At 62.7% G+C, this 21,655-nt stretch carries 18 protein-coding genes; 5 read left to right on the forward strand and 13 right to left on the reverse strand.

The genetic code is table 11. The features are described 5' to 3' along the window. Positions 1-60: 60 nt before the first annotated feature. Positions 61-2,157, forward strand: a complete 2,097-nt coding sequence (locus AC1RLU_RS20905) for a catalase (RefSeq protein ID WP_492797972.1) — start codon at positions 61-63, stop codon at positions 2,155-2,157. A 293-nt stretch (positions 2,158-2,450) separates the two neighbouring features. Here the strand turns inward: AC1RLU_RS20905 and AC1RLU_RS20910 are convergent, their stop codons facing one another. The 3 genes from AC1RLU_RS20910 to AC1RLU_RS20920 form a co-directional block, all read right to left on the reverse strand. Further along, positions 2,451-2,942, reverse strand: a complete 492-nt coding sequence (locus AC1RLU_RS20910) for an HWE histidine kinase domain-containing protein (RefSeq protein WP_492798223.1) — start codon at positions 2,940-2,942, stop codon at positions 2,451-2,453. Then, positions 2,927-3,214: a PAS domain S-box protein gene (locus AC1RLU_RS20915; protein ID WP_492798224.1), complete on the reverse strand. Its 288-nt coding sequence runs from the start codon at positions 3,212-3,214 to the stop codon at positions 2,927-2,929. Before AC1RLU_RS20915 ends, AC1RLU_RS20910 begins: the two co-directional genes overlap by 16 nt. A 395-nt stretch (positions 3,215-3,609) precedes the next feature. After that, positions 3,610-4,023, reverse strand: coding sequence for a hypothetical protein (locus tag AC1RLU_RS20920; protein ID WP_492797973.1), 414 nt, complete (start codon positions 4,021-4,023; stop codon positions 3,610-3,612). Between the two features lie 329 nt (positions 4,024-4,352). Here AC1RLU_RS20920 and AC1RLU_RS20925 point away from each other — a divergent pair, with 329 nt between their 5' ends. Further along, a complete protein-coding gene (locus tag AC1RLU_RS20925; RefSeq protein ID WP_492797974.1) occupies positions 4,353-4,601 on the forward strand; it encodes a hypothetical protein in 249 nt (82 codons plus the stop codon). 205 nt (positions 4,602-4,806) lie between these two features. On the opposite strand, the gene AC1RLU_RS20930 is transcribed toward AC1RLU_RS20925, so the two are convergent. From AC1RLU_RS20930 to AC1RLU_RS20960, 7 genes are read right to left on the reverse strand one after another with little or no spacing between them, the layout of a single operon-like run. After that, the gene (locus AC1RLU_RS20930) at positions 4,807-5,349 is read right to left on the reverse strand and encodes a flavin reductase family protein (RefSeq protein WP_492797975.1); all 543 of its coding nucleotides are present in this window, start codon (positions 5,347-5,349) and stop codon (positions 4,807-4,809) included. Between the two features lie 5 nt (positions 5,350-5,354). Further along, positions 5,355-6,731 (reverse strand): NtaA/DmoA family FMN-dependent monooxygenase, encoded by a 1,377-nt coding sequence (locus tag AC1RLU_RS20935; protein WP_492797976.1) that lies wholly within the window; start codon positions 6,729-6,731, stop codon positions 5,355-5,357. A 32-nt stretch (positions 6,732-6,763) separates the two neighbouring features. Continuing rightward, complete coding sequence (locus tag AC1RLU_RS20940) at positions 6,764-8,473, reverse strand: dipeptide ABC transporter ATP-binding protein (RefSeq protein ID WP_492797977.1); 1,710 nt, start codon at positions 8,471-8,473, stop codon at positions 6,764-6,766. Continuing rightward, positions 8,470-9,351, reverse strand: coding sequence for an ABC transporter permease (locus tag AC1RLU_RS20945; RefSeq protein ID WP_492797978.1), 882 nt, complete (start codon positions 9,349-9,351; stop codon positions 8,470-8,472). Before AC1RLU_RS20945 ends, AC1RLU_RS20940 begins: the two co-directional genes overlap by 4 nt. Continuing rightward, positions 9,348-10,337 carry an ABC transporter permease gene (locus AC1RLU_RS20950; protein WP_492797979.1) on the reverse strand — a complete coding sequence of 330 codons (990 nt, stop codon included), beginning with the start codon at positions 10,335-10,337 and terminating at the stop codon, positions 9,348-9,350. Before AC1RLU_RS20950 ends, AC1RLU_RS20945 begins: the two co-directional genes overlap by 4 nt. Beyond that, a complete protein-coding gene (locus AC1RLU_RS20955) occupies positions 10,334-11,986 on the reverse strand; it encodes an ABC transporter substrate-binding protein (protein WP_492797980.1) in 1,653 nt (550 codons plus the stop codon). The genes AC1RLU_RS20950 and AC1RLU_RS20955 overlap by 4 nt, the downstream gene beginning before the upstream one ends. Before the next feature lie 34 nt (positions 11,987-12,020). Next, positions 12,021-13,352 (reverse strand): NtaA/DmoA family FMN-dependent monooxygenase, encoded by a 1,332-nt coding sequence (locus tag AC1RLU_RS20960; protein WP_492797981.1) that lies wholly within the window; start codon positions 13,350-13,352, stop codon positions 12,021-12,023. A 550-nt stretch (positions 13,353-13,902) separates the two neighbouring features. On the opposite strand from AC1RLU_RS20960, the gene AC1RLU_RS20965 reads away from it, so the two are divergent. Further along, positions 13,903-14,421, forward strand: coding sequence for a hypothetical protein (locus tag AC1RLU_RS20965; protein ID WP_492797982.1), 519 nt, complete (start codon positions 13,903-13,905; stop codon positions 14,419-14,421). Between the two features lie 191 nt (positions 14,422-14,612). Here the strand turns inward: AC1RLU_RS20965 and AC1RLU_RS20970 are convergent, their stop codons facing one another. Next, positions 14,613-16,055 (reverse strand): UdgX family uracil-DNA binding protein, encoded by a 1,443-nt coding sequence (locus AC1RLU_RS20970; protein ID WP_492797984.1) that lies wholly within the window; start codon positions 16,053-16,055, stop codon positions 14,613-14,615. Beyond that, on the reverse strand, positions 16,052-17,284 hold the full coding sequence (locus AC1RLU_RS20975; protein ID WP_492797985.1) for a putative DNA modification/repair radical SAM protein: 1,233 nt from the start codon (positions 17,282-17,284) through the stop codon (positions 16,052-16,054). The genes AC1RLU_RS20970 and AC1RLU_RS20975 overlap by 4 nt, the downstream gene beginning before the upstream one ends. A gap of 183 nt (positions 17,285-17,467) precedes the next feature. On the opposite strand from AC1RLU_RS20975, the gene AC1RLU_RS20980 reads away from it, so the two are divergent. Both AC1RLU_RS20980 and AC1RLU_RS20985 read left to right on the forward strand, forming a co-directional pair. Continuing rightward, positions 17,468-18,016, forward strand: a complete 549-nt coding sequence (locus AC1RLU_RS20980; protein WP_492797986.1) for a biliverdin-producing heme oxygenase — start codon at positions 17,468-17,470, stop codon at positions 18,014-18,016. After that, the gene (locus AC1RLU_RS20985; protein ID WP_492797987.1) at positions 18,013-20,547 is read left to right on the forward strand and encodes an HWE histidine kinase domain-containing protein; all 2,535 of its coding nucleotides are present in this window, start codon (positions 18,013-18,015) and stop codon (positions 20,545-20,547) included. Before AC1RLU_RS20980 ends, AC1RLU_RS20985 begins: the two co-directional genes overlap by 4 nt. A 21-nt stretch (positions 20,548-20,568) precedes the next feature. On the opposite strand, the gene AC1RLU_RS20990 is transcribed toward AC1RLU_RS20985, so the two are convergent. After that, complete coding sequence (locus AC1RLU_RS20990) at positions 20,569-21,636, reverse strand: histidine kinase dimerization/phosphoacceptor domain -containing protein (RefSeq protein ID WP_492797988.1); 1,068 nt, start codon at positions 21,634-21,636, stop codon at positions 20,569-20,571. Positions 21,637-21,655: the final 19 nt, after the last annotated feature.

Genomic DNA, 21,655 nt, shown 5'->3' on the forward strand with positions numbered 1-21,655 from the left:
AAAAGATGTTGCCGGCCCGAGGGGTCGTTGCCTCACGCCTAAGCAATGAAGGATAGACCTATGGCTCGTTCTTCCCGCGACGACAGCTCCAAGCCCCGAGCCACAATCGGCAATGGCGGCGAGCTGCACCAGACAGCTTCGGCAGCCAATACCAGGATTACCACCAATCATGGTGTTCCCGTCAGCGACAACCAGAATTCGTTGAGGGCAGGCGGGCGCGGTCCAACGCTGCTCGAAGACTTCGTCCTGCGTGAGAAAATCCAGCATTTCGATCACGAGAGAATCCCGGAGCGTATTGTCCACGCGCGTGGCTCGGCAGCCCACGGCTTCTTCGAGCTGACGGAGTCGCTCGGAGAGTTCACCCGCGCGAAAGTGCTGACCGAGGTCGGAGTCAAGACCGAGGTCTTCACCCGCTTCTCGACGGTCGCCGGCGGTGCAGGCTCGGTCGATACGCCCCGCGATGTGCGCGGCTTTGCGGTAAAGTTCTATACGAAGGAAGGGAACTGGGACCTCGTCGGCAACAATATCCCGGTCTTCTTCATCCAGGACGCGATCAAGTTTCCCGACCTGATCCATGCCGTGAAGATGGAGGCCGATCGCGGCTACCCGCAGGCCGCCAGCGCCCATGATACCTTCTGGGACTTCATCGGGCTGATGCCGGAATCGACCCATATGATCATGTGGGCGATGTCGGACCGGACCATCCCACGTTCGCTTCGGATGATCGAGGGTTTCGGCGTCAACACCTTCCGCCTGCTGAACGACAAGGACGAGCCGACCTTCGTCAAGTTCCATTGGCGTCCCAAGCTCGGCACACAGTCGACCTGCTGGGACGAGGCGGTGAAGATCGCTGGCGCCGATCCTGACTACCATCGCCGCGATCTGCATGAGGCAATCGCCAAGGGCGATTTCCCCGAATGGGAATTCGGCGTGCAACTGCTCAGCCAGAGCGAAGCCGACGCGCTTCCCTTCGACATCCTCGACGCGACGAAGGTGATCCCCGAGGAACTGGTGCCGATCCGCATGATCGGCCGCATGGTGCTGAACCGCAACCCGGAGAATTTCTTCGCCGAGACCGAGCAAGCCGCCTTCCTGCCGACCAATATGCCGCCGGGCATCGATGTCTCGGAGGACCCGCTCCTGCAAGGCCGGCTGTTTTCGTACCAAGACACGCAGCTATCGCGCCTGGGGACCGTGAACTTCCATCAGATCCCAATCAACCGGGCCAAAGGCTGCCCTTTCCAGAACCTTCAGCGCGACGGACATATGCAGACGCAAGTCTTCACGGGCCGGGCGAATTATGAGCCAAACAGCCTCAGCGAAGCCGGCGAGGATGGTGGTCCGCGCGAGGATCCTGCGGGCGGCTTCCGGACTGCTGCGATCCCGGTCGAGGAGCACAAGGTTCGCCTGCGCGCGGAGAGCTTCGCGGATCACTACAGCCACGCGAGGCTGTTCTTCCACTCGCAGAGCGAGATCGAGCAGGCCCATCTGGCGAGTGCGCTCGTTTTCGAGTTGTCGAAGGTCACGCTGGAACATGTCCGCAACCGCGTGATGTCGAACCTGGTCAATGTCGACGAGACCCTGGCGCAACGCGTGGCGGACGGGCTTGCCATGCCCCTGCCGCCAGCTTCCAAGCCGGCGGTAGCGCCGGTTGAAATGGAGCCGTCACCGGCGCTCCGCATAGTCGGCAAATACCCGGAGACCCTGAAAGGTAGGACCGTCGGCATCCTGGTCTCGGACGGCGTGGACGGTGCCGTGATCGCCTCCGTCAAGGCCGCGATCGAAGGCAACGGCGGAGCGGTCAAGATCGTCGCGCCGAAGATTGGCGGCGTGAAGCTCAAGGACGGGAAGACGCTCAAGGCCGACGGCCAACTCGCGGGCACACCGTCCGTGCTCTTCGACGCGGTCGCCATCATTCTGTCCGAAGCTGGCTGCGCCGCATTGATGAAGGAAGGCGCGGCGATCGACTTCGCCAAGGACGCCTTCGGACATCTCAAGGCGATCGGCTACAGTGCCGAGGCCAAGCCGCTGCTCGACAAGGCCGGAGTCGAGCCGGACGACGGCGTTGTCGTGCTCGGCAAGGCTGCCGACGCGTTTCTGGTCCCGGCACGCACGCGGCAATGGGCCCGCGAGCCGAATGTTCGAATGTTGGCGTAGTGCTCGGCCGACCGCACCTCGCGATCCGACAGCCCGCCCGTCCCTTTACTTCGGTGAGCGAGCGAGACTTTCGATCGGTGTCCATCGTGTCAGCCGATCGAAGGGGATGTTTAGAAAGAGCGTCAATCCCTCGGCGTCCCATTGCCGATCAATCGTTGCCTCGAGACCGTCCAGTGTCGCCTTTTCCAGCTTGCTCCCGAAGCCCGACTGGGTGGGAGCACCGCCAATCGCTGGGCCACCGCGTTCAATCCAGTAGAGTGCCACCGTATCGCCTTCGCGAGCCAGGTTTACAGCTAGGCGCCCATCTGGAGAGGACAAAGCACCGTATTTGGCCGCGTTCGTTGCAAGTCGTGGAGGACTAGCGCAAGGGCGGTCAAAGCTGAGCCCCGAATGGCAATCTCGGGGCCGGTAACCTCCAGCGCTCGCTGATGCTCCGCCTCGTACGGCGACAGGATGGCTCTCACGAGGCTAACGAGGTCGGTCGATGCGCTCTCGCCCTCTGCCTCATCCGAGATGGTGAGGGGGTACGCCCGCGCCAAAGCCGTGAGCCGCTCGCGGAGTTTCTGGGTGAGTTCTTCCACAGAATTAGCCGACCGCGCGCTCAGCGAAATCAGCCCACCGGTCAGAGCGAAGAGATTCTTGATGCGGTGGTTCATCTCGCGCATCAGGAGGGCTTGTTGCTCCTGGGCCTGAACCCGGTCGCTAATATCTCGCGCAATTTTGGATGCGCCAACGATCATGCCCTCCTCGTCGCGGATCGGCGAGACGGTCAGCGCCACATGAATGAGCGAACCGTCCTTGCGCCGCCGTTGGGTCTCGAAATGGTCCGTGCGACGACCTTCGCGAACCCACCGATGATCATGTCCTCTTCATGCAGACGCTCATCAGGAATCAGCATCGTAATCGGGCGCCCGATCGCTTCGCCGGCGGTGTACCCGAACAGGCGTTCGGCGCTGGCGTTCCAGTTCGTAATCGTACCGTCGAGTGACTTGCTCACGATGGCGTCGTCGGAATAGGCCACGATCGCCGCGAGCTTCGCGCTTGCCTCATGCGCGATCCGGCGGACCTCGGACTTCCTCGAGGATCATGTCGAGCGCCGCACGCTGTCCGAAGAAGAGATGCTCAGGCGCAGTGCCGCAATGCTTCATGTAGGCCAGCACGTTCATCCGGCCGCTCTAATCCCAATAGCCGTTGCGCAGGTCGGCGCGCTTATGGGCGGTCAGAGCTTTCTCGTTGGCCGCGACGAAGGCGGGGCCTGGCGAAGACATGAGACCCTTCTGCGAGGCTGACACGCCAACGTCGATGCGCCAGACATCCATCTCGAACTTCATGCAACCGAGGGAGGCAATGGCATCGACCGTGAACAGAGCGGGTGACCGGCGGCGTCGATGGCCCTGCGAATGGCCGGGATATCGTTGACGATGCCTGCTGCGGTATCAATCTGAACGACCATCACGGCCTTGATCGCGTGCTGCTTATCATCGCGTAGCCGGGCCTCGACCGCTGGGGTATCGACGGCCCTGCGCCGCTGCCGGGGAGAATCTCGACATCGACGCCCATAAAGCGGGCCATCTCACCCCAGCCGACGGCGAAGCGGCCGCTTTCGAGCACGAGAACTCTGTCGCCTCGCGACAGAACATTGGTGAAGGCCGCCTCCCAACCGCCATGGCCGTTGGCGGCATATACGAAGGTTTCGCCGTCGGTCCGGAAGACGCGCTTGAGATCGGAGAGAACCGTTTCGGTCAGGCTCACGATGCTGTCGGAACTGAGTTCCTCAGCCAGCCGCATCATCGCCTGGAGCACGCGATCGGGAACATTGGTGGGGCCTGGCATCGCGAGTAGCGGCCGACCATTCGCCAGGGACATGCCGAATCCTCAGGACACTCTGGCGATCGAGCAATCCTTCTCTGTCTGATGAGACGCGTCATCGGCTTGTCGCTGAACTGATGTATGCTCGCCACGCTGTCAAAGAAGCCAAGCGCGGTCACGGCGATCTCCATTCCGCACGCGCTCGCGTTGATTCCGCAAAGACGGCTCTCGGCGAGCGCGGGCCGGTTTGGTGGCTAGATGGGTCACCTGATCTCAATCGCCATCTCGTGAAGAACACATCGTATGGCGATGGGCTTTTGCGATTGGAAACGCCGGAAAAGCAGGCGTAACTTGATGCCATCGGCACACAAGAAAGGGAGGGCGACATGCAGCAATCTGCCGTCGCCGTGACGACGCGTGTTGGATTGAAAGGCGTTTACGATATCGATCTGCCGCTCAACGCAGCGACACTAAATGAGCGCCTTTACGATATCGGGATATGGCTCATCGAGCGCCATATCTCGCATCAAGCTCGCATCCTCTGGGAGCCGCTGCAGAAGCGCATCCGGGTCAGCTTTTCCGATCCCAATGATGCGGGAGCCTTCAGGAAGCGCTTCGGGGCGACGTTTCACTGAAGAGGGCTACGGGCCAAATATCCTTCCTTTCTGCTCGCAAATGCTCAGCTCTTGCCAGGGCTTCTTCCGACCACGCGGCTCAGTCGATCGGCGAACCCGCTCGCGTCAGTTGGGAGTTCACCTTCCAGATACGCGAGCTGTGCCGCAGTAAGCCGATCTTACGTTCGGACAATAAAATCGCACCTCCAAGTCCACGACACAGATATTAGATGCCGGCACCGTATTGCAGGAGTTCGTCCAGCACCCCATAAACGCCGCGCCAGTAGAGAAGAGCCTTCGACTGAACCGACGTCCGAATAGCCTTTACTCGTCCCACGACCACCGCGTGAGAATGACGTTCAATCGTTTCCTCGATTGCACAATCGAGACTCGCGAGCGCATTCTCTAAAACCGGGGCACCGGTCACGAGTCGCGTCCAGTTACCTTCACCAAAGCGAGCCTCTCCGCGATGGCCGCCGCGCCCCGCAAATCGATCGGCGATCGAACGTTGCTGAGCGGCCAGGAGATTGACGGCAAAGTGGCCCGCGGCCTCGATGGTCGGCCACGCCGACGCCGAGCGGTTCACGCAAATAATCACCGTGGGGGGCTCAGCCGAGAGGGCGGTCAGTGAGGTGGCGGTAAGCCCGGCCCGCACCCCGTGATGCTCGCCTGTAATGATGCTGACGGCCCCTGCTACCTGGCGCATAACGGACTTAAAATCCGCATCACCGACATCGGCTGGCTCGAAGCGGCGAACTTGTTGGTTCATGTCGGTCACTCCGCCGCAAGCCGAGGCGTGAAGGCGCCCCGATACCGGGCTGCGGGTTGGCGCGAATTCAGCGTGTCGCGACCAGACAGCTTCTGCCGGAGCGTGCCCTCGGCATATTCGCGCTTTGCGAGGCCGCGGCTTTGCAGCGTCGGCAGCAAATGCGCGTTGTATTCCTGGTAGCTGCCAGGAATCGTCCAGTTTATGACATTCACGCCGTCGATACCGGCCTGCTGCCACTCTTCGAGACGGGTGGCGATCTGATCGGGCGTGCCCACGATACGTCGGTGTCGGCGAGCCGCCAGCTTGGCGAGATCGCCCACTGTGGGCTCGCGGTCCGGTGACGACTTCCTCAACCACTCTATGTGGCTTTGCCCGCCGTTGGTCCGGATGTCCTTCAGTAGAGTTTCGGGTGGATAGGGCCGGCCGGTATCTTGTGAGACGCCCAGGTTGGAGTGCGCAAGAAAGCCATCGATGCTGAGGTAGTCGTCCAGCTCCGCCTCTTTCCGCCGCGCCTCTTCCTCCGTGCTGCCGATCACGAATGAGAAGCCCTGAAGAAACTTGATGTCATCCGGATTTCGCCCGGCCTCGACCGCCAGGCTTCGCGTGTCATTGATCAGTTCAGCCGCAGCCGCCGGCGTTGGGGCTGCGATAAACTGGCCCTCGGCATGCCGAGCCGCGAACCGCCGACCAGCCCCGGATGACCCAGCCTGGAATAAGAATGGCGTGCGCTGGGGCGATGGTGAAGGCAGATGCGGCCCTTCCACGCGATAGCGCTTCCCCACGTGGTTGATCTTGTGAATGCGCGTGTAATCCGAGAACACGCCCTTGGTTTTGTCTCGCAACAGGGCGTCTTCATCCCACGAGCCTTCCCAGAGCTTGTAGACAACCTCGAGGTACTCCTCCGCCCACTCATATCGTTCGTCGTGCTCGACCAACCTATCGAAGCCGAAATTGCGTGCGGCGTTCTCCTGGGTGCTGGTGACGATGTTCCAAGCGACCCGGCCGCGGGTGATGTGGTCGAGAGTGGAAATGCGGCGCGCGAACTCGAACGGATGAGCCTGCAGCACTGAGCTCGTCACGGCAAACCCGATATGCTCGGTGTTGACGGCCAAGGCAGAGATCAGGACCGATGGATCATGGTTCGGGATTTGCAGCCCCTCACGCGCATTGACCTCGTACTCGCCGTGGAGCGGCCCATAGAGGCCGACGACGTCGGCGAAGAACATCGCGTCGAACAAGCCAGCTTCAAGGATACGGGCGAGATCGATCCAGAGATTGACGTCCGCGAAGTCGTGCTGACGGGCATCTGGATGCCGCCACAACCCATGTTGGATGTGTGAGGCGGTGTTCATGACGAAGGCATTGAAAATCAACTCGGCCATAGGTCGGACCCTCATAAAACTGGTGCTGGCGGTCAGGCCGCGTCGGTGAAGCGCAGGCGCGGAACTGCTGCGACAAGCCGCTGCGTGTAGGGCTCTTGGGGACGGAGGAAGACGTCATCCGCTTCGCCCGTTTCCACGGCGACGCCCTCGCTCATGACCAACACGCGATCGCTCAGGTGATGCACGACGCCCAGATCGTGGGAGATGAAGAGGTAACTGATCCCCAGAGCGTTCTTGAGATCCCCAAGGAGGTCGAGGACTTGCGCCTGGATTGACACGTCGAGCGCCGAGACCGGCTCATCGCAAACGATGACCTTGGGCCGTGGCGCGATCGCGCGGGCGATCGCGACGCGCTGGCGCTGCCCGCCCGAAAGTTCAAGCGGCCGACGATGCCGAAAGGCAAGCGGCAACCCGACGAGATCAAGCAATTCGCCGACGCGTTCGCGGCGCCGGGCATTTGGCCCTTCGTCTGCCCCGTAGCTTTCGCCGAGACTGTCTTCGACGATCCGCTCCACGGTCCAGCGTGGGTCGAACGAACTCAATGGATCCTGGTAGATCACGGAAATGTCCCGGCGCCGGGGCCGGCGGTCTCTTTCGGACGCGGAGGTCCAGGCTTGTCCCATGAGCTGGACTTCGCCTGCGTCGGGCGTCTCCAGGGCAAGGGCCATCCGAGCGACAGTGGACTTTCCCGAGCCCGACTCGCCGACAATGCCGAGGGTTTCACCTCTCCACAGCTCGAAGGATACACCTCGCACAACCGTTCGGACCATACGGTCCGGCCCCCGAAAGCGCTTCGTCAGATCTATTGCTTTGAGCAGTGGAGCTGCTTCCAGAGCTGGCCTAGATGGCGGTCCACCTTGCGGCTGAGCGGCAAGGTTCAAGCGGGGCGCGGACGATGGTGCCAGGCGGGCCCCCCGCGAGTGCGCTGATGGGATCGCGTCCAGCAGACGCCGGGTGTATTCATGCCGTGGCTGGCGGAAGACCTGCTCGGCGGTGCCCTGCTCGACCACTTCCCCGTGGCGCATGACAATGACCTCGTCGGCCATCCGCGAGACGACCGCTAGATCGTGGCTGATGAGGATGAGCGCCTTGCCGCGATCCTTCGTTTCCTGAAGCAGTTCCAGGACCTGCGCCTGCACCGTGGCGTCGAGCGCGGTGGTGGGCTCGTCGGCAACCAGCAAGGCTGGATCGAGTGCGAGAGCCGCGGCTATCAGCGCGCGCTGCCTCTGCCCGCCCGACAATTCGTGGGGCAACTGTCTCGCTTTCACGGCCGGATCAGGCACGCGCACGAGGTCCAGGAGGCCGACGACCCTCGCGGCAAGCTGCGCTCTGGTTCCGGCTTCTCCATGGAGGATCAGACCCTCGGCGATTTCCTTGCCGACCGGGCGCAACTGATCGAGCGAGACGAGGGCATCCTGGAGCACGAAGCCGATCTGCTTGCCCCTCAATCGCCGCCAGGCGCGGTCTGGCAAGCCCAGGAGGTCGTCGCCTCCGAATGTCAGTCGATCAGCATGGACGAAGGAGCGGCGGCCGGTCAGGCCGACCAAGGTCCGCGCGGTCACGCTCTTGCCTGAGCCGGATTCGCCGACGATCGCCAGGCATTTGCCCCGATCGAGCGTGAACGAAACGCCCTTCACAACTGAGCCTAACGGGTTGTCCGCTCCGAAAGCCACCCTGAGATTTCGGACATCGAGCAAGAACGGATTTTGCCCGACCACGCGGGCTTTCTGGCTGGTGCTCATGTTGCGTCGACCTTGCCTTCCGCGCGCTCCTGAAGATGGCGGCCGACCAATGTTACCGACAGTGCAAACAGCACGATGGCTAGCCCGGGCATGACCTCAAGCCACCACGCGCGGACGATGTAGTTGCGCCCGGCATCAAGCAGGGCACCCCATTCGGGCGCCGGCGGCGCAACACCGAGGCCAAGGAAGGCCAACCCAGATGCCCAGACAATGGATTGCCCGACGCCCAAGGTGATCATGGCGACCAAGGGGCTCATGGCGTTCGGCAGGATGTGACGCCTCACGATCCTGAGGTAGGGGTGCCCCAACGCCCGAGCCGCCTCGACGTAACCGGAGCCTCTCACAGCGAGGACCTGGCCGCGGATCATCCGAGCGTAACCGGGCGCTGTTCCGACACCGACGGCGACGATCTGCGTTCCGACGGTCGCTCCGAAAACCGTGACGAAGAGAAGCGCTAGGAAGAGCGTTGGGAAGGAGAACATCACATCGAGGAACCGACTGATCGCGTTGTCGATACGTCCGCCGGCCAAGCCCGCAGTCACGCCGAGGGCCAATGCGATTGCCATGCTGAGCGCAGTCGCCCCAAGGCCGATCGCCAGGGATTGGCGAGCCCCTTCGACAATCCGGGAATAAAGATCACGTCCTGCCTGATCCGTTCCGAGCCAGTGCGCGAAAGACGGCGGATGAAGGGGGGCGCGCAGATCGAGCCGATAAGGATTATGCGTTTGGAGCAGGCTCGGCGCGATTGCTGCGGTTAGGAAGAAGGCGATGACTAGGCTCGCTATCCATACGCTCACAGGAACGCTGCTCGTAAACGCCAGCGCTGTGCGAAGTCGCGGTTCCGTCACGTTGGCGCGGGGGGCGAGGACGGTGCTCATACGAGTTTGATCCTTGGGTCCACGATCTGATAGGCGCGGTCGACGATCAGGTTCGCGATCACGTAGAGAGCCGCGGAAACGATGACGATGCCCGACACCAGCGGGATGTCTCGCGACGACGTGGCCGTTACCAGGACCCCGCCCAAACCTTGCCGGGCGAAGACGGCTTCGATCAGTACGGCTCCCGAGAACAGCTTTCCGATCGCCCAGCCGGAGAGCGTCACACCGGGCAAAGCTGCATGACGCAGGACATGGCGGAGCCGAACGCCAAGATCACCCATGCCGCGGGTTCGAGACGAGGTCACAAACGGCTGCTCTAGCACGCGTCCGAATTCGTTCTGAATCACTTGGCCGAGGAAGCCCGCAAGCGGGAGGGCGAGCGAGATCGTCGGCAAGACGAGCCCGATCAACGTATTCTTCCCCTCGACGGGGAAAACCCGCAGTTGCACCGCAAAGACGACCAGCAGGATGGTACCGACCCAATAGGGCGGCAGGGTCGCCAGGACGACCTGGAAGCCGCTCGCCAGCCGCGACCAGACGTTCTCCCGGCCAGTGGCCAGGACGGTCGTGAGGACGGCGATGATCCATGCGGTCGCCAGCGCGGAGAGCGCCAGCACGATGGTCGGGCCGATCTGAGCGGCGATGATGTCGGCAACCGGCTTGTGCTGCTGGTAAGAGACGCCGAGATCGCCCCGCGCCAGCCCGGCAATGTACTTGAAGTACTGGACGATCAGGGGCTGATCGAAGCCGTAGCGGGCATTGATGGCCGCGACCTCCTCCGGAGAGGAGGTCATGACGTTCCCGGCCGCCATGTTGATGATGAGCTGCGCCCGATCGCCCGGCAGCAGGCTCTGGATCAGGAAGGTGAAGCTTCCGGCAGCCCAGAGGACAGCAACGCCCGCCAGCACCCGGCGTGTAAGCCATCCGGCTGAACGGAAGGCGCGCAGCGCCGCGCTCCCCGCCTTGGCACTGACGAACTCAGTCATTTTACGAAGTACGCATCTTGGAAGATCGGTTCGCCAACAGCTCCCTCGGCAAGCTTGACGCCCTTCAATTTGGGACTCGAGGCAAGCGTGACATGCAGCACGGTGAATCCGACAACGGCAGCACTTTCGACGAGGTGTCTCTGCGCCTGCCGGTAAAGCGCGGTACGTTTGGCATCATCGTGAGTCTGGTCGGCCTCCTCGATGATCTTCCAGAGCTCCGGGCTCTGATAGCGCGACGGATTGTTGCCGTTCGGGATGTTGCCCTGGTCCGGCTTCCAGGAGATCCTCAGGATCTCGGCGGTCGATGCCACCCAATATGCAGGCTGGATCTCATACTCATCCAGACCGCGATTCTTTCCGGCATACCAATCCGCCTGGGTTGTCGGCTGGAGCCGCACATCGATGCCGGCTTCCTTGGACTGCTCCTGAATGATCTGCAGCGCTTGAACGCCGTCGGGCGTTACGTGGGAGACCGAATAGGAGATCCGGGCCACCAGTGGCTTGCCGTCCTTCAATCGGATACCGCGATCATTGCGTTGGGTCCAACCAGCCTGGTCAAGGAGCGCGTTCGCTTTCGCCACGTCGTAGGGGAACGATTTCGCGAGCTCAGTGACGTATTCTGGCGAGCTTTGACTCAGCGATCCATTTCCTTCGAAGGGAACGGCACCGAGAAACGCAGCTTCGACGGCTGCCTTGCGATCAGCCGAGTATGCAAAGGCTTGCCGCACCCGGACGTCGTCAAATGGAGGACGCGATGTATTGAGCTGCAAGCGCAGCGGAGATCCGCCAGTGATGTGCCGTACGACGGAGAACCGTGATTTCGCCTCGTCCCAGTTCACGGCGGGCACATCGTAGATGACGTCCGATTCACCTGTGAGTAGGGACCCGTATCGAACGGTGGGCTCCTTCAAGAATTTCCAGACGAGCCCATCGACGTAAGCGGGGCCTTGGTTCTCTACGTCCGCCGGCGCCGAGTTGTAGGCGGGATTGCGCCGGAGCACGACGTCCTGCCCGCGGTTCCACTTCTCGACGATGAACGGACCCGAGCCCACGGGGTTTTCGCAGTTGACGGCGAGCCCGCGTTTGAGGGCCGTCGGCGAGAGGATGCCGTGCACCGAGTGCGAAAGGACATTGAGCAACGGGTAATAGGGCTTGCTGAGCTCGATACGGAGCGTCAGTGGTGCCGGCGCTGTTGCCGACTTGAAGCTGTCACCGAAGTAAAGGTTTGGCGTGTTGTTCCGCAGATCGGGGTTGTTGCTGAGCCAGCCGTTGATGTTGTCGACGATCGCTTGTGCATCCAACGGCGTGCCGTCTGTGAATTTGACGTTCGGCTTGATCTCGAAGGTGTAGACCTTCTTGTCGTCCGAGATCGTCCACGAGGTGGCGAGCCAGGGTACGATGCGCCCATCCTTGGTCCGCGAAACCAGGTTGTCGCTGTACTGTCGCTGCAAATACCACTGCTGCACCCAGCCGCCGAAAAGGCATGGCGGCTCTTGCAGATGCCCATAACGAATGATGCCGCCGGACTTCTTGTCATCACTCGCATGTCCCACGGTGGAAAAGGCCGTAAGCGCGAGGCCGGCTGCGGCCAGGATGACGGGAAATCGCGGCCCGCTAATCGACGATGAAAACTTCGAGGGCGCGTTCATAGCGTAATCCGTTCCAGTTCTGACTTTTGAGGTTTCAGGCTGCGTTGGTCTGGCTGGCGGGCGGCGAAAGCGGGATGCCGAGATGGTCACGCAAGGTTTCGCCCCGATACGCAGTGCGGAAGATGCCGCGCCGCTGCAGGATCGGCACAATGTGGTCCACGAAGGCCGGAAAGCCGTCCTCCATCACGTCAGGCATGATGTTGAAGCCGTCTATAGCTCCCGCCGTGAACCATTCGATGATCGAGCCAGCGATTTGCTCCGGCGTGCCCGCGAACACGCGATGCCCGCCGCCCTGAACGCTCGCGATGATCTCGCGCACTGTCTTCCCGGCACGCGCCAGTGCCCAGATGCTGCGGTTATGGCCAACGGAGCCGCTGACATTCGCGATATCCGGCAGCCTGTCAGGGTCGATAGGCCTGTCGAGTTCAAGCTGGGACAGGGGGACATCGATCCGCGCCGACAGTGATTTCAGCGCGGCTGTCGAATCGAGGAGATCGTCGAGTTGTCTCTTGCGCTCCAACGCTTCCACTTCGGTCCCTCCGATAACGGTAACGAAACCGGGCAACACGATCGGAGCGTACGATCGGCCGAACTGGCGGGACAACGTTCGCAGACGACCAGCTTCGGCGCGCGCGATATCCAGGTTTCCGGTCGCCGAGAATACGACCTCGGCGCTGCGCGCGGCGAGATGCAGGCCTTGGTCGGAGCCGCCGGCCTGAACAAGCACGGGCCGACCCTGGCGCGAGCCCGGATGCGTCATCGGCCCGCGCACGTCGAAAACCTCGCCTGCGTGCTCAATCTTCCGAAGCCGCGCCGTGTCGCCAAAAACGCCCGAGTCCTGGTCTGCGATCAGGGAACCGTCGCCCCAGCTCTCCCAGAGCGCGCGCACTACCTCAACGAATTCCTCAGCGCGACGGTAACGCTCGTCTCGATCGAGCTCTCGCCCGCCAAAGCTGGCGACGGTCGCTGCGTCAGAGGTGGTAACGGCGTTCCAGGCGGCGCGGCCGCCACTGATCACGTCCAGGGACTGGAAGCGCCGAGCGAGGTTGAAGGGTTCGTTGTAGGTTGTGGAGGCGGTGCCAATTAGGCCGACATACTTCGTTTCACGTGCGACCGTCGTGAGGACCAGTGTTGGCTCCAGACCATTCGTCGGAGGCTGCCGCGTGATGTCCCCGATAAGAGCCGGCCGATCGGCAAGGAATACCGCATCGAACAGCCCGCGCTCGGCGGTTTTGGCACCGCGGACGTAGTGTTCAATGTCATAGAACGCCGAGGGATTAGTGCCGGGCCACCGCCATGCCGCGGCATGGCCCCCCGCGCCGTGTAAGTTTACCCCAAGATGCAATTCGCGGATGCGGTTCGCCATAGAAAATTTCACCTCTAGCGACCCGTTATGCAAACGGAGTTGCCTAGTCATCGGTAGATTGAGGCGGCCATTCATGAGGTCGTCAATAGTAGTATATAAATTTAGTAGATAATTTTGCCGGGCCGCAGATGCACGGGAACTTTTAGCCTTTGATGCAGCGACTCGTAGAAGCCTGTTCGGAGAGGAATTAACTTCAAGGCCCACACGATGCTTCGCGGGTTCGTTTTCACGGAATCTCAGCGCAGGATCGTCGCGTAACCCCGAACCGTTTGCACCAGAGAATGGTCGTGCAGAGTGACCTACGCGGATGATCGTCCGTCAGGACCCTGAGCACCGCGGCGGTATGGTGAAGGAGACGCCGACGACCGGGTCGTAGAATTCATCCTGCGACCCGGTACCAGGCAACTCAAGGCGTTCGTGGCGCGCTTCACGCTTCCCAGGGAAAGCGCGGCGGGCGCCGTTTTGAAAGATTTTCCAGTGATCAGGTTGATTCTTGCGGGTGCAGCTGGATGGATGCTAGGCGACCCGTCCGGAACTTCGCGAACGCGTGGTGGCTGTGGGCCTGCTGGGAACCGCCTATGGCATCGGCGCGATCCTCGGCGCGGCGCTCGCCTGGCGACTGGGCGGCACTGAGCCGGCCTTCGCCTTCGGCCTCGTCACCGGGGTCTGCACTCTCGGCTTTGCAGCCGTCCTGCTCCTCGTTCCGGAAGCGCCGCGCCCGGCGCGCCGCAACCGGGCGGCAACCGCCTCGCTGGTGAAGCTCTGGCCTCATCTCTCAATCACGCTGCTGGCGATCAGCAAGGCCGGTGCCGCCTTGATGGTGACCTCGATCGCCATGATCGCGGTCCAGGGCATCGGACTGTACTTCCTCGGGCTACGCCGCACGTCTTTGCGGCTCGGCGCCGGCATCGAGCCCCAGCCCCGTGTGGCGGAACTGCAACGTGGATTGCGGAAAATGTGGTTGCGGCCAATCTCTCCAGCGCTGCCGAATCCGCTCGGGCGCCAATGGAATCAATCACTAAACGGAAAAAGGCATGCTGCTCTCCAGCCGATGCTAGAGTATCTCTAAATCATTGGCGTTGCAGGATTATTATCCGACCATCATAGCAGATTTCCGATCCTGGTTCATGATCGCCGACATCGAGGCTTTCGACCGTGACGCGCCCGCAATTGCGGTCGATCTCGCCGAGGCCGGTAGCATCGGCGGTTTTAGCCGTCGGCAATAGCACGAGCCACGGCAAAGCGGCTCATCAAAAAGGCTTAAGGTCGGAATATTCGTTGCCGCACGCGAGCGAGATCCGCGACGAAGCGGGCGTATTCGCGAGAGCGCGCCTCCTCATCCGGCAGGCGAAGCAGGTACGAGGGATGGACGGTGGCCAGCAGCGGCGTGCCGTCGTCAAGTACAAGCTCGCGATCACGCGTACTGGCGAGCGAGCCAGTGTGCCCCGTCAGCGATCGCACGGCACTGGCGCCGAGGGCGACGACGAGCCGGGGCTTCACGAATTGCAGTTCGAGATCGAGCCAGAAGCGGCAGGCCTTGATCTCCCCGACATTCGGCTTCTCATGGATGCGGCGTTTGCCGCGCAGCTGGAATTTGAAATGCTTCACCGCGTTGGTGACATACGCACGCGTCCGATCGAGACCGGCCTCCCTCATCGCCCGATCGAAAACTTGCCCTGCCGGCCCGACGAACGGGCGTCCGGCAAGGTCTTCCTGGTCTCCGGGCTGCTCGCCGACGAACAGAATAGGTGCATCCAGCGGGCCTTCTCCGAAGACCGTCTGAGTGGCTTGGCAATGAAGTTCGCAGCGCCTGCATCCTTGCGCCGCAGCGGCCGCCTCCGGCCAGGACGTGATCGCGGGATCGTCGGCCGGTGCCTCAGGCCGATGCCGAAGCTGCCTGACATGACGTTCCGGCGGCTGCGTCGGCGCGCGCATCACCATATCCTCTGCTCGCCGGGCGGCGCTTGCGATCAGAGGCACAATCAATTCGGCCTCGGGTAGGTTCCGCCAGTATTTCACCGGCATCTCGCTTTTCATCGCCTTCGGCTTCAGGCGGGCCGGGTTGAAGATATTGGCGTAGTAGGTGAGCCAGTAGGCTTCCATGGCATCGCCGTCCGGCGCATCGGCCTTTCTGGCGGCCGGGCCGAACTGGAGGGCCGAGCCGTCCCAGTGCAGCGCCCCCTGCGGTGTCACGATCGACCAGATCATCCCGGCGAAGCGCCCTGTAAAGAAGCTCGCGGCGCGTTCGAGGATGAAATGCTCCGGCTCGAACCAAGCGATGAAGGGGCCGTCCTCACTCGCGCCCGCCACGGCCCGGAACCGGACGAAGGCCGTCATCTTGTGCAGGTCGCGCCGCACAGAGCGGGCCATCGCCTCGGCGCGTGCGATATCAGTATCGGCTGCATTGTCGAGCAAGCGCGGCTCATCCTGCAAACGCAGCAGCAGGCGATGCAGCAGGGCAAAACGGCCGGCATCGCGGTGACAGACGACAATTTCGGCAAGCTCGATGAAACGGCGAGACACGGTCAGGGCGATGCTTCCGTCCTCGACCGGGGCGTCATTCTCCATCGTGAATAATCCGGCGTCGTCCTCGCTCGTCAGCCAGGCGACGGCCTCAGGTTGCACGCCGGCAAGAGCCAGCCGGCGTGCCTCGCGCCGCCAGCCGGCAAAATCGGCAGGCCCGTTCAGCCGGGCCGCGATCATGGGAACAGCGTCAATTGTCGCGGTTGCGGCTTCAACCGGGCCCTCAGGTTCTGCGCGTCGAGTCCGCTGCCCGGTCGCCAGCCCTCCGCCAGAATAAAATGCCGGATCGTCGCGAGCGAGCGCGTCAGTCGACCGACATCTTCCAGCCTGAGCCGGCGAAACCGTCGCGAGGCCAGGATGCGATCGACACTGCGTGTGCCCAGACCCGGCACCCGCAGCAGTGTCTCGCGATCGGCCCGGTTCACGTCGACGGGAAAGCACCCGCGCTCGCGAAGCGCCCAGGCAAGCTTGGGGTCGATATCGAGATCAAGCATCTCGCCATGCCCGAGGATTTCCTCGGTCTCGAAACCGTAGAAGCGTGTCAGCCAGTCGGCCTGATAAAGCCGGTGTTCGCGCATCAGCGGCGGCGGCTGGAGGGGCAGCTGGTGCGAGGCATCCGGTATCGGGCTGAAGGCCGAGTAATAGACGCGCTTCAGGCCGAAGCTGCCATAAAGCCAGGCGCTGCGCTTCAGGATGGCGGAATCGCTCGCGCCATCGGCGCCGACGATCATCTGCGTGCTCTGCCCCGCCGGCGAGAAAGCTGGAGCCTTCGCGCTCTTCTCCCGTTCCTCGCGCGCTGCCTCGATCTTCAGTTTGAGGCCGCCCATCGCACTCTTGATCTCGCCAGCCTGCTTCTCCGGGGCGAACCGCGCGAGCGCCTCCTCGCTCGGCAATTCGACATTGATCGACACCCGGTCCGCGAACAGCCCGGCACGCTCGATCAGGTCGCGGCTCGCGCCGGGGATCAGCTTGAGATGAATATAGCCGCGGAACCCATGCTGGCGGCGCAGCGTTTCGGCGACGCGCACAAGTTCGGCCATCGTATAATCGGCCGAGCGGATGATGCCTGACGACAGGAAAAGGCCTTCGATATAATTGCGGCGGTAGAAGTTCAGGGTCAGCGCGACGACTTCCTCAACCGAGAAGCGGGCGCGGCGAACATTGCTCGACGAACGGTTGATGCAGAAGACGCAGTCGAAGCTGCAGAAATTCGTGAGCAGGATCTTGAGCAGCGAGATGCAGCGGCCGTCGGGCGCATAGGAATGGCAGATGCCGGCGCCCGTGGTGGAGCCCAGACCTTTTCCGTCACGCGAATCTCGCTTCGTGGTGCTGCTCGATGCGCAGGAGGCATCGTATTTCGCAGCGTCGCTGAGGATTTCGAGCTTCTCCAGGACCGAGAGCTGTGCCATCACTCTTCCTTTTGTTCACTATATGTTCTTATGACGATCTTGGCCCGATTTCAAGCCAATCCGTTGGATTAAGGATGCTGGGCGGACCGGAGCGACAGGAAAATACGCAATGAAAACAGCGCCGTTCCTGTCGATATCAGGTTATACCAATGCTGATGCGGAACGATTCTGGATGCCGACGCAATGATTGAGATCAGAAGTTTCCTGCGCGACGAGACGAGTGCGCTTCATCGCGAGCTGGACGCCATCGTCGGGTTTTTTTCGAACCGCGCCGCGTATGCCCGCTTCCTGCAGGGCACGTTCCGTCATCGCGCTCCGGTCGAGACAGCTTTGCTAAATACCGATGTCGCACAGGTTTCGTCCTGGCGACCACGCAGGCTTCTGCCGGCACTGGAGGCGGACCTCGCCGATCTGGCGCTCCCGCTTCCCGAGGCCGAACCTTTCCATCCGTCAAATGACATGGCTGCGTTTCTGGGAGCTGCCTATGTTCTTGAAGGCTCCGCCCTGGGGGCTCGCGTGCTGGTGAAAGGAGTGGGCGCCCTGGGATTTGGACCTGAATGCGGAGCGCGCTACCTCTCGGCGCAAGCTGGCTCCCTCGACAGCTGGCGTACGCTGCTGGTCGCGCTTGAAGGGCTCGACCGGCAGGCATGGGATACCGCAGCTCAAGCGGCCAGGGCGGTCTTCCTGCATGCCATCCAGGCTTTCACTTCGGAAGAACTCTCTCCTGCATGACAACCGTTGACCTGACGAACTGCGATCGCGAGCCGATCCATATCCCCGGCAGCGTCCAGCCCCATGGCTGCATGATCGTATGCGATGCCGGGGTGGTCACGATCAGACGCCATTCCAGCAATGCCAGCGCTTTCCTCGGCCTTGGGGAGTTCGAACTCGTCGGCCGTAGGCTCGAAGAGATTCTCGGCGGGCCGGTCGTGCATGAGATGCGCAATGCGCTCGCGCGTTCCGGGGTGCCATCCCGAGCCGGCTTGATGCCCCGCTACCGCCTTCCGGCTCTGGATCGGGAATTCGACATCTCGATCCATGCCTTCAAGGGCAACGCCATCATCGAGTTCGAGGAAAGCGTCTCGGCCGGGCCAGGTTCGCCGCTCGAATTCGCGCGAACGCTCGTCGGCCGGCTCTCAGACGTAACGACGCCCGCGCAGCTCATCAAGAACGCAGCGCGCTTGCTCAGGGCGGTGCTTCAATACGACCGGGTGATGATCTATCAGTTCGCGCCCGACGGCTCAGGCAAGGTCGTCAGCGAGGCCAAGCGCCCGGACCTCGAAAGCTTCATGGGGCAGCATTTCCCGGCGAGCGACATCCCTCAGCAAGCGCGCCAGCTCTATCTGCTCAACCCGATCCGCGTGGTCTCGGATTCGAGCGGCGAGCGCTTCCCGATCACGCCCGTGCTCGACGCGTCCGGAGAGCCGCTCGACCTGTCCTATGCCCATCTGCGCAGCGTCTCGCCGATCCATTGCGAATATCTGCGCAACATGGGCGTCTCGGCTTCGATGTCGGTCTCGATCATCGTCGATGGCGCACTCTGGGGCTTGATCGCCTGCCACCATTACAGCCCGCGCTCGCTCTCGATGAACCGCCGGATCGCAGCGGAAATCTTCGGCGAGTTCTTCGCGCTACAACTCGGCGCTCTGACGCAAAAGCAGATGCTGCTCGCAGCGGAGAAGGCGCGGGATTTCCTCAACGGTCTGCTTTCGTCTGCCGCGCATGTGACGGATGCCTCGAGCTTCCTTGGCCAACATCTCGCCGAGTTCCGCAATCTCGTCGAAAGCGACGGCGTCGGCGTCTGGGTGAATGGCGAGTGGCGGGCGGAGGGCAGCGCGCCGCCGGCCGAGTTCGCTGAGGAGCTGGCAGTCTTCGCCGGCGAGGTCTGCGAAGGCCGAATCTGGGCGACGACGGCGCTGGCCGAGGCGCTGCCGTCGGCACGAGCCCATGCCGATCAGTTCGCCGGAATGCTAGCCATCCCACTCTCCCAGCTTCCGCGCGACTACCTGTTCTTCTTCCGCAAGGAACTAGTCCATACGATCGAATGGGGTGGCGACCCGAACAAGACCTACACGACCGGCCCCCATGGCGACCGGCTGACGCCACGGCAGAGCTTTGCCGTCTGGAAGGAGACGGTGGCGGGCCATTCCAAGATCTGGACACCAGTCGAGCGCGAGCTCGCCGAATCGGCCCGCCGGACGCTGATTGAGGTTGTTCTGCGCCAGAGCGAGCTCTTGGCCGACGAGCGCAACAAGGCGGAAATCCGCCAGAAGATGCTCAATCAGGAACTCAATCATCGGGTCAAGAATATCCTCGCACTGATCAAGTCGATCGTTGCCCATCCACTTGCGGAAGGCGCCACGATCGAGGCCTATGTCACGTCGCTGAAGGGGCGTATCGAGGCGCTGGCCATCGCCCATGATCAGGCTATGCGGGCGAGCGGTGGCGGGTTGCTGCCCGATCTCGTCAACGCGGAGGCCTCGCCCTATCGGACGAGCGGCGGCGCGATAACGGTTCGCGGCCCGTCTGTCTCGCTCGATGCCCGCGCCTTCTCGGTTGTGGCCCTCGTGATCCATGAACTGATCACCAATGCCGCGAAATACGGCGCCCTGTCGGTGAAGACCGGCGAACTTACGGTCGAATGGTCGGGGAATGCGGGGGGCGATTGCGAGATCGTCTGGCAGGAGCGAGGTGGCCCGCCGGTCACGCCGCCGTCGAGCCAGGGCTTCGGCAGCATTCTGATAGACCGCAGCATCCCCTACGATCTCGGCGGTCGAAGCAATTTGTCCTTCGAGCCCGAGGGCGTCACGGCGAAGCTCTGTATCCCCGCCAAATTCGTCCGCTGGACTGAGGATGTGGCGTCGCCCGAGGACGCGCCCGTGCCGACCAGGGGCAAGCTTGGCCGGCCATTGGAAGGCAGACGCGTGCTGCTCGTCGAGGACCAGTTCATCATTGCGATGGATTGCGAGGACATGCTGGCGACCTTGGGCGCGAGCCAGGTCGAGGTCTGCGCGAACGTCTCCGAAGCCCTATCGTTCCTGAGTCGGATGGCACCGGACCTTGCGGTCCTCGACGTCAACATCGGTTCCGAAACCTCCGAGCCGATCGGCAATCGCCTGCGCGAACTCGGCGTGCCCTTCCTCTTCGCGACCGGCTATGACGATCTCGCGATCCTCGGCGTCGCCGAAGCGGCGACGTTGCGCAAGCCCTACAATCTCGCATCGCTGGAGGCGGCGCTCCGCAGGCTTCCAGGCGTCGCGTAGCTGATCAGCGCCCGACGCGGTTCAGGCCGCTTCGGACGCCGGAGGCGCCAAGCCGGCAAGGGACAGTTCCATGACTGCGTGCGTGCCGCGTCCGCCCGTATCGGCATAGCGCAGTTCGGTGGCGAGGCTCTTCGCCATCGCGCGCACGATCTTGCTGCCAAGGCCGGTGCCTTTGATCGCGCCCGCCCCGGTCCAGCCGATCCCGTCGTCGACGACCTTAAGCGTGACGGTGTCGTCCTCGCGGAAAAGACTGACCCGGACTTCGCCTTGACCATTCGGATAGGCGTATTTCAGCGCATTGGTGACAAGCTCCGTGGCGATGAGCCCAATCGAAATGGCCTTGTCGGTTTTCGCCAGCACTGGCACGGCTTCGAAGCGGACGACGGGCATCTGGCCGGACCCAGTGAGTGATTGGGCGAATTCGTCCAGCAGCGAGCCGAGATAACCGGCGAGATCGACGGCACGGACATCGTCCGAGGTGTAGAGGCTGCGATGCAGGTTGCCGATCGCCGTAATGCGCGCCTGCGTCTCGGCGAGCGCCGCCCGGGCGCCGGGATCCTCGACCGAATTGGCCTGCATCCGGACGAGCGAGCCGACTAGCGACAGGCTGTTTGCGACGCGGTGATTGACCTCAGCCAGCAGCGTAAAGGCCCGGTCGCGCGCCGCTCGCACTTCCTGCTCGGCCTGTTCGCGGGCACGGGTCAGCCGCGTCTTGACGACGGCATGCTCCAGGGCCGCCCGGAGCAGCACCTCGAAATCCTCGCCTACCGTCTTGACGACATAATCCATCGCGCCGGCTTTCAGCGCGGTTACGGCGATCGACAGCTCCGACGAGGCGGTCACGTAGATGACCGCTGGAGAGGCGGCGCCCGTGGAAAGCGCCGCGAGAACATCGAGCCCTGAAGCTGTCCCCAGATCGTGGTCAAGGATAATGACGTCCATCCCGCCCGCTGCGGCGCGCGAGAGGCCGGCCTCGGCGGTCTCGACATGCTCGACGACATAGTTGTGGCGCGCGAGCATGCGCTGCACGAGGCGCCCAAGCGTGGCGTCGTCGTCGATATAAAGGACGTTGATGGGCCGGTTCGGCATCAGCGGCGGCCGCCCAAGC

It is taken from the genome of Allobosea sp. GW822-FHT05A11, assembly GCF_058800455.1.

Excerpts from the sequence above, each read along its gene's own strand:
- AC1RLU_RS20985 (WP_492797987.1), top strand. The coding sequence starts at position 18,013 with ATGACAACCGTTGACCTGACGAACTGCGATCGCGAGCCGATCCATATC.
- AC1RLU_RS20990 (WP_492797988.1), bottom strand. The coding sequence starts at position 21,636 with ATGCCGAACCGGCCCATCAACGTCCTTTATATCGACGACGACGCCACG.
- AC1RLU_RS20980 (WP_492797986.1), top strand. The coding sequence starts at position 17,468 with ATGATTGAGATCAGAAGTTTCCTGCGCGACGAGACGAGTGCGCTTCAT.
- AC1RLU_RS20955 (WP_492797980.1), bottom strand. The coding sequence starts at position 11,986 with ATGAACGCGCCCTCGAAGTTTTCATCGTCGATTAGCGGGCCGCGATTT.
- AC1RLU_RS20970 (WP_492797984.1), bottom strand. The coding sequence starts at position 16,055 with ATGATCGCGGCCCGGCTGAACGGGCCTGCCGATTTTGCCGGCTGGCGG.
- AC1RLU_RS20945 (WP_492797978.1), bottom strand. The coding sequence starts at position 9,351 with ATGAGCACCGTCCTCGCCCCCCGCGCCAACGTGACGGAACCGCGACTT.
- AC1RLU_RS20950 (WP_492797979.1), bottom strand. The coding sequence starts at position 10,337 with ATGACTGAGTTCGTCAGTGCCAAGGCGGGGAGCGCGGCGCTGCGCGCC.
- AC1RLU_RS20975 (WP_492797985.1), bottom strand. The coding sequence starts at position 17,284 with ATGGCACAGCTCTCGGTCCTGGAGAAGCTCGAAATCCTCAGCGACGCT.
- AC1RLU_RS20905 (WP_492797972.1), top strand. The coding sequence starts at position 61 with ATGGCTCGTTCTTCCCGCGACGACAGCTCCAAGCCCCGAGCCACAATC.
- AC1RLU_RS20920 (WP_492797973.1), bottom strand. The coding sequence starts at position 4,023 with ATGTCCCTGGCGAATGGTCGGCCGCTACTCGCGATGCCAGGCCCCACC.
- AC1RLU_RS20935 (WP_492797976.1), bottom strand. The coding sequence starts at position 6,731 with ATGGCCGAGTTGATTTTCAATGCCTTCGTCATGAACACCGCCTCACAC.
- AC1RLU_RS20960 (WP_492797981.1), bottom strand. The coding sequence starts at position 13,352 with ATGGCGAACCGCATCCGCGAATTGCATCTTGGGGTAAACTTACACGGC.
- AC1RLU_RS20925 (WP_492797974.1), top strand. The coding sequence starts at position 4,353 with ATGCAGCAATCTGCCGTCGCCGTGACGACGCGTGTTGGATTGAAAGGC.
- AC1RLU_RS20930 (WP_492797975.1), bottom strand. The coding sequence starts at position 5,349 with ATGAACCAACAAGTTCGCCGCTTCGAGCCAGCCGATGTCGGTGATGCG.
- AC1RLU_RS20940 (WP_492797977.1), bottom strand. The coding sequence starts at position 8,473 with ATGAGCACCAGCCAGAAAGCCCGCGTGGTCGGGCAAAATCCGTTCTTG.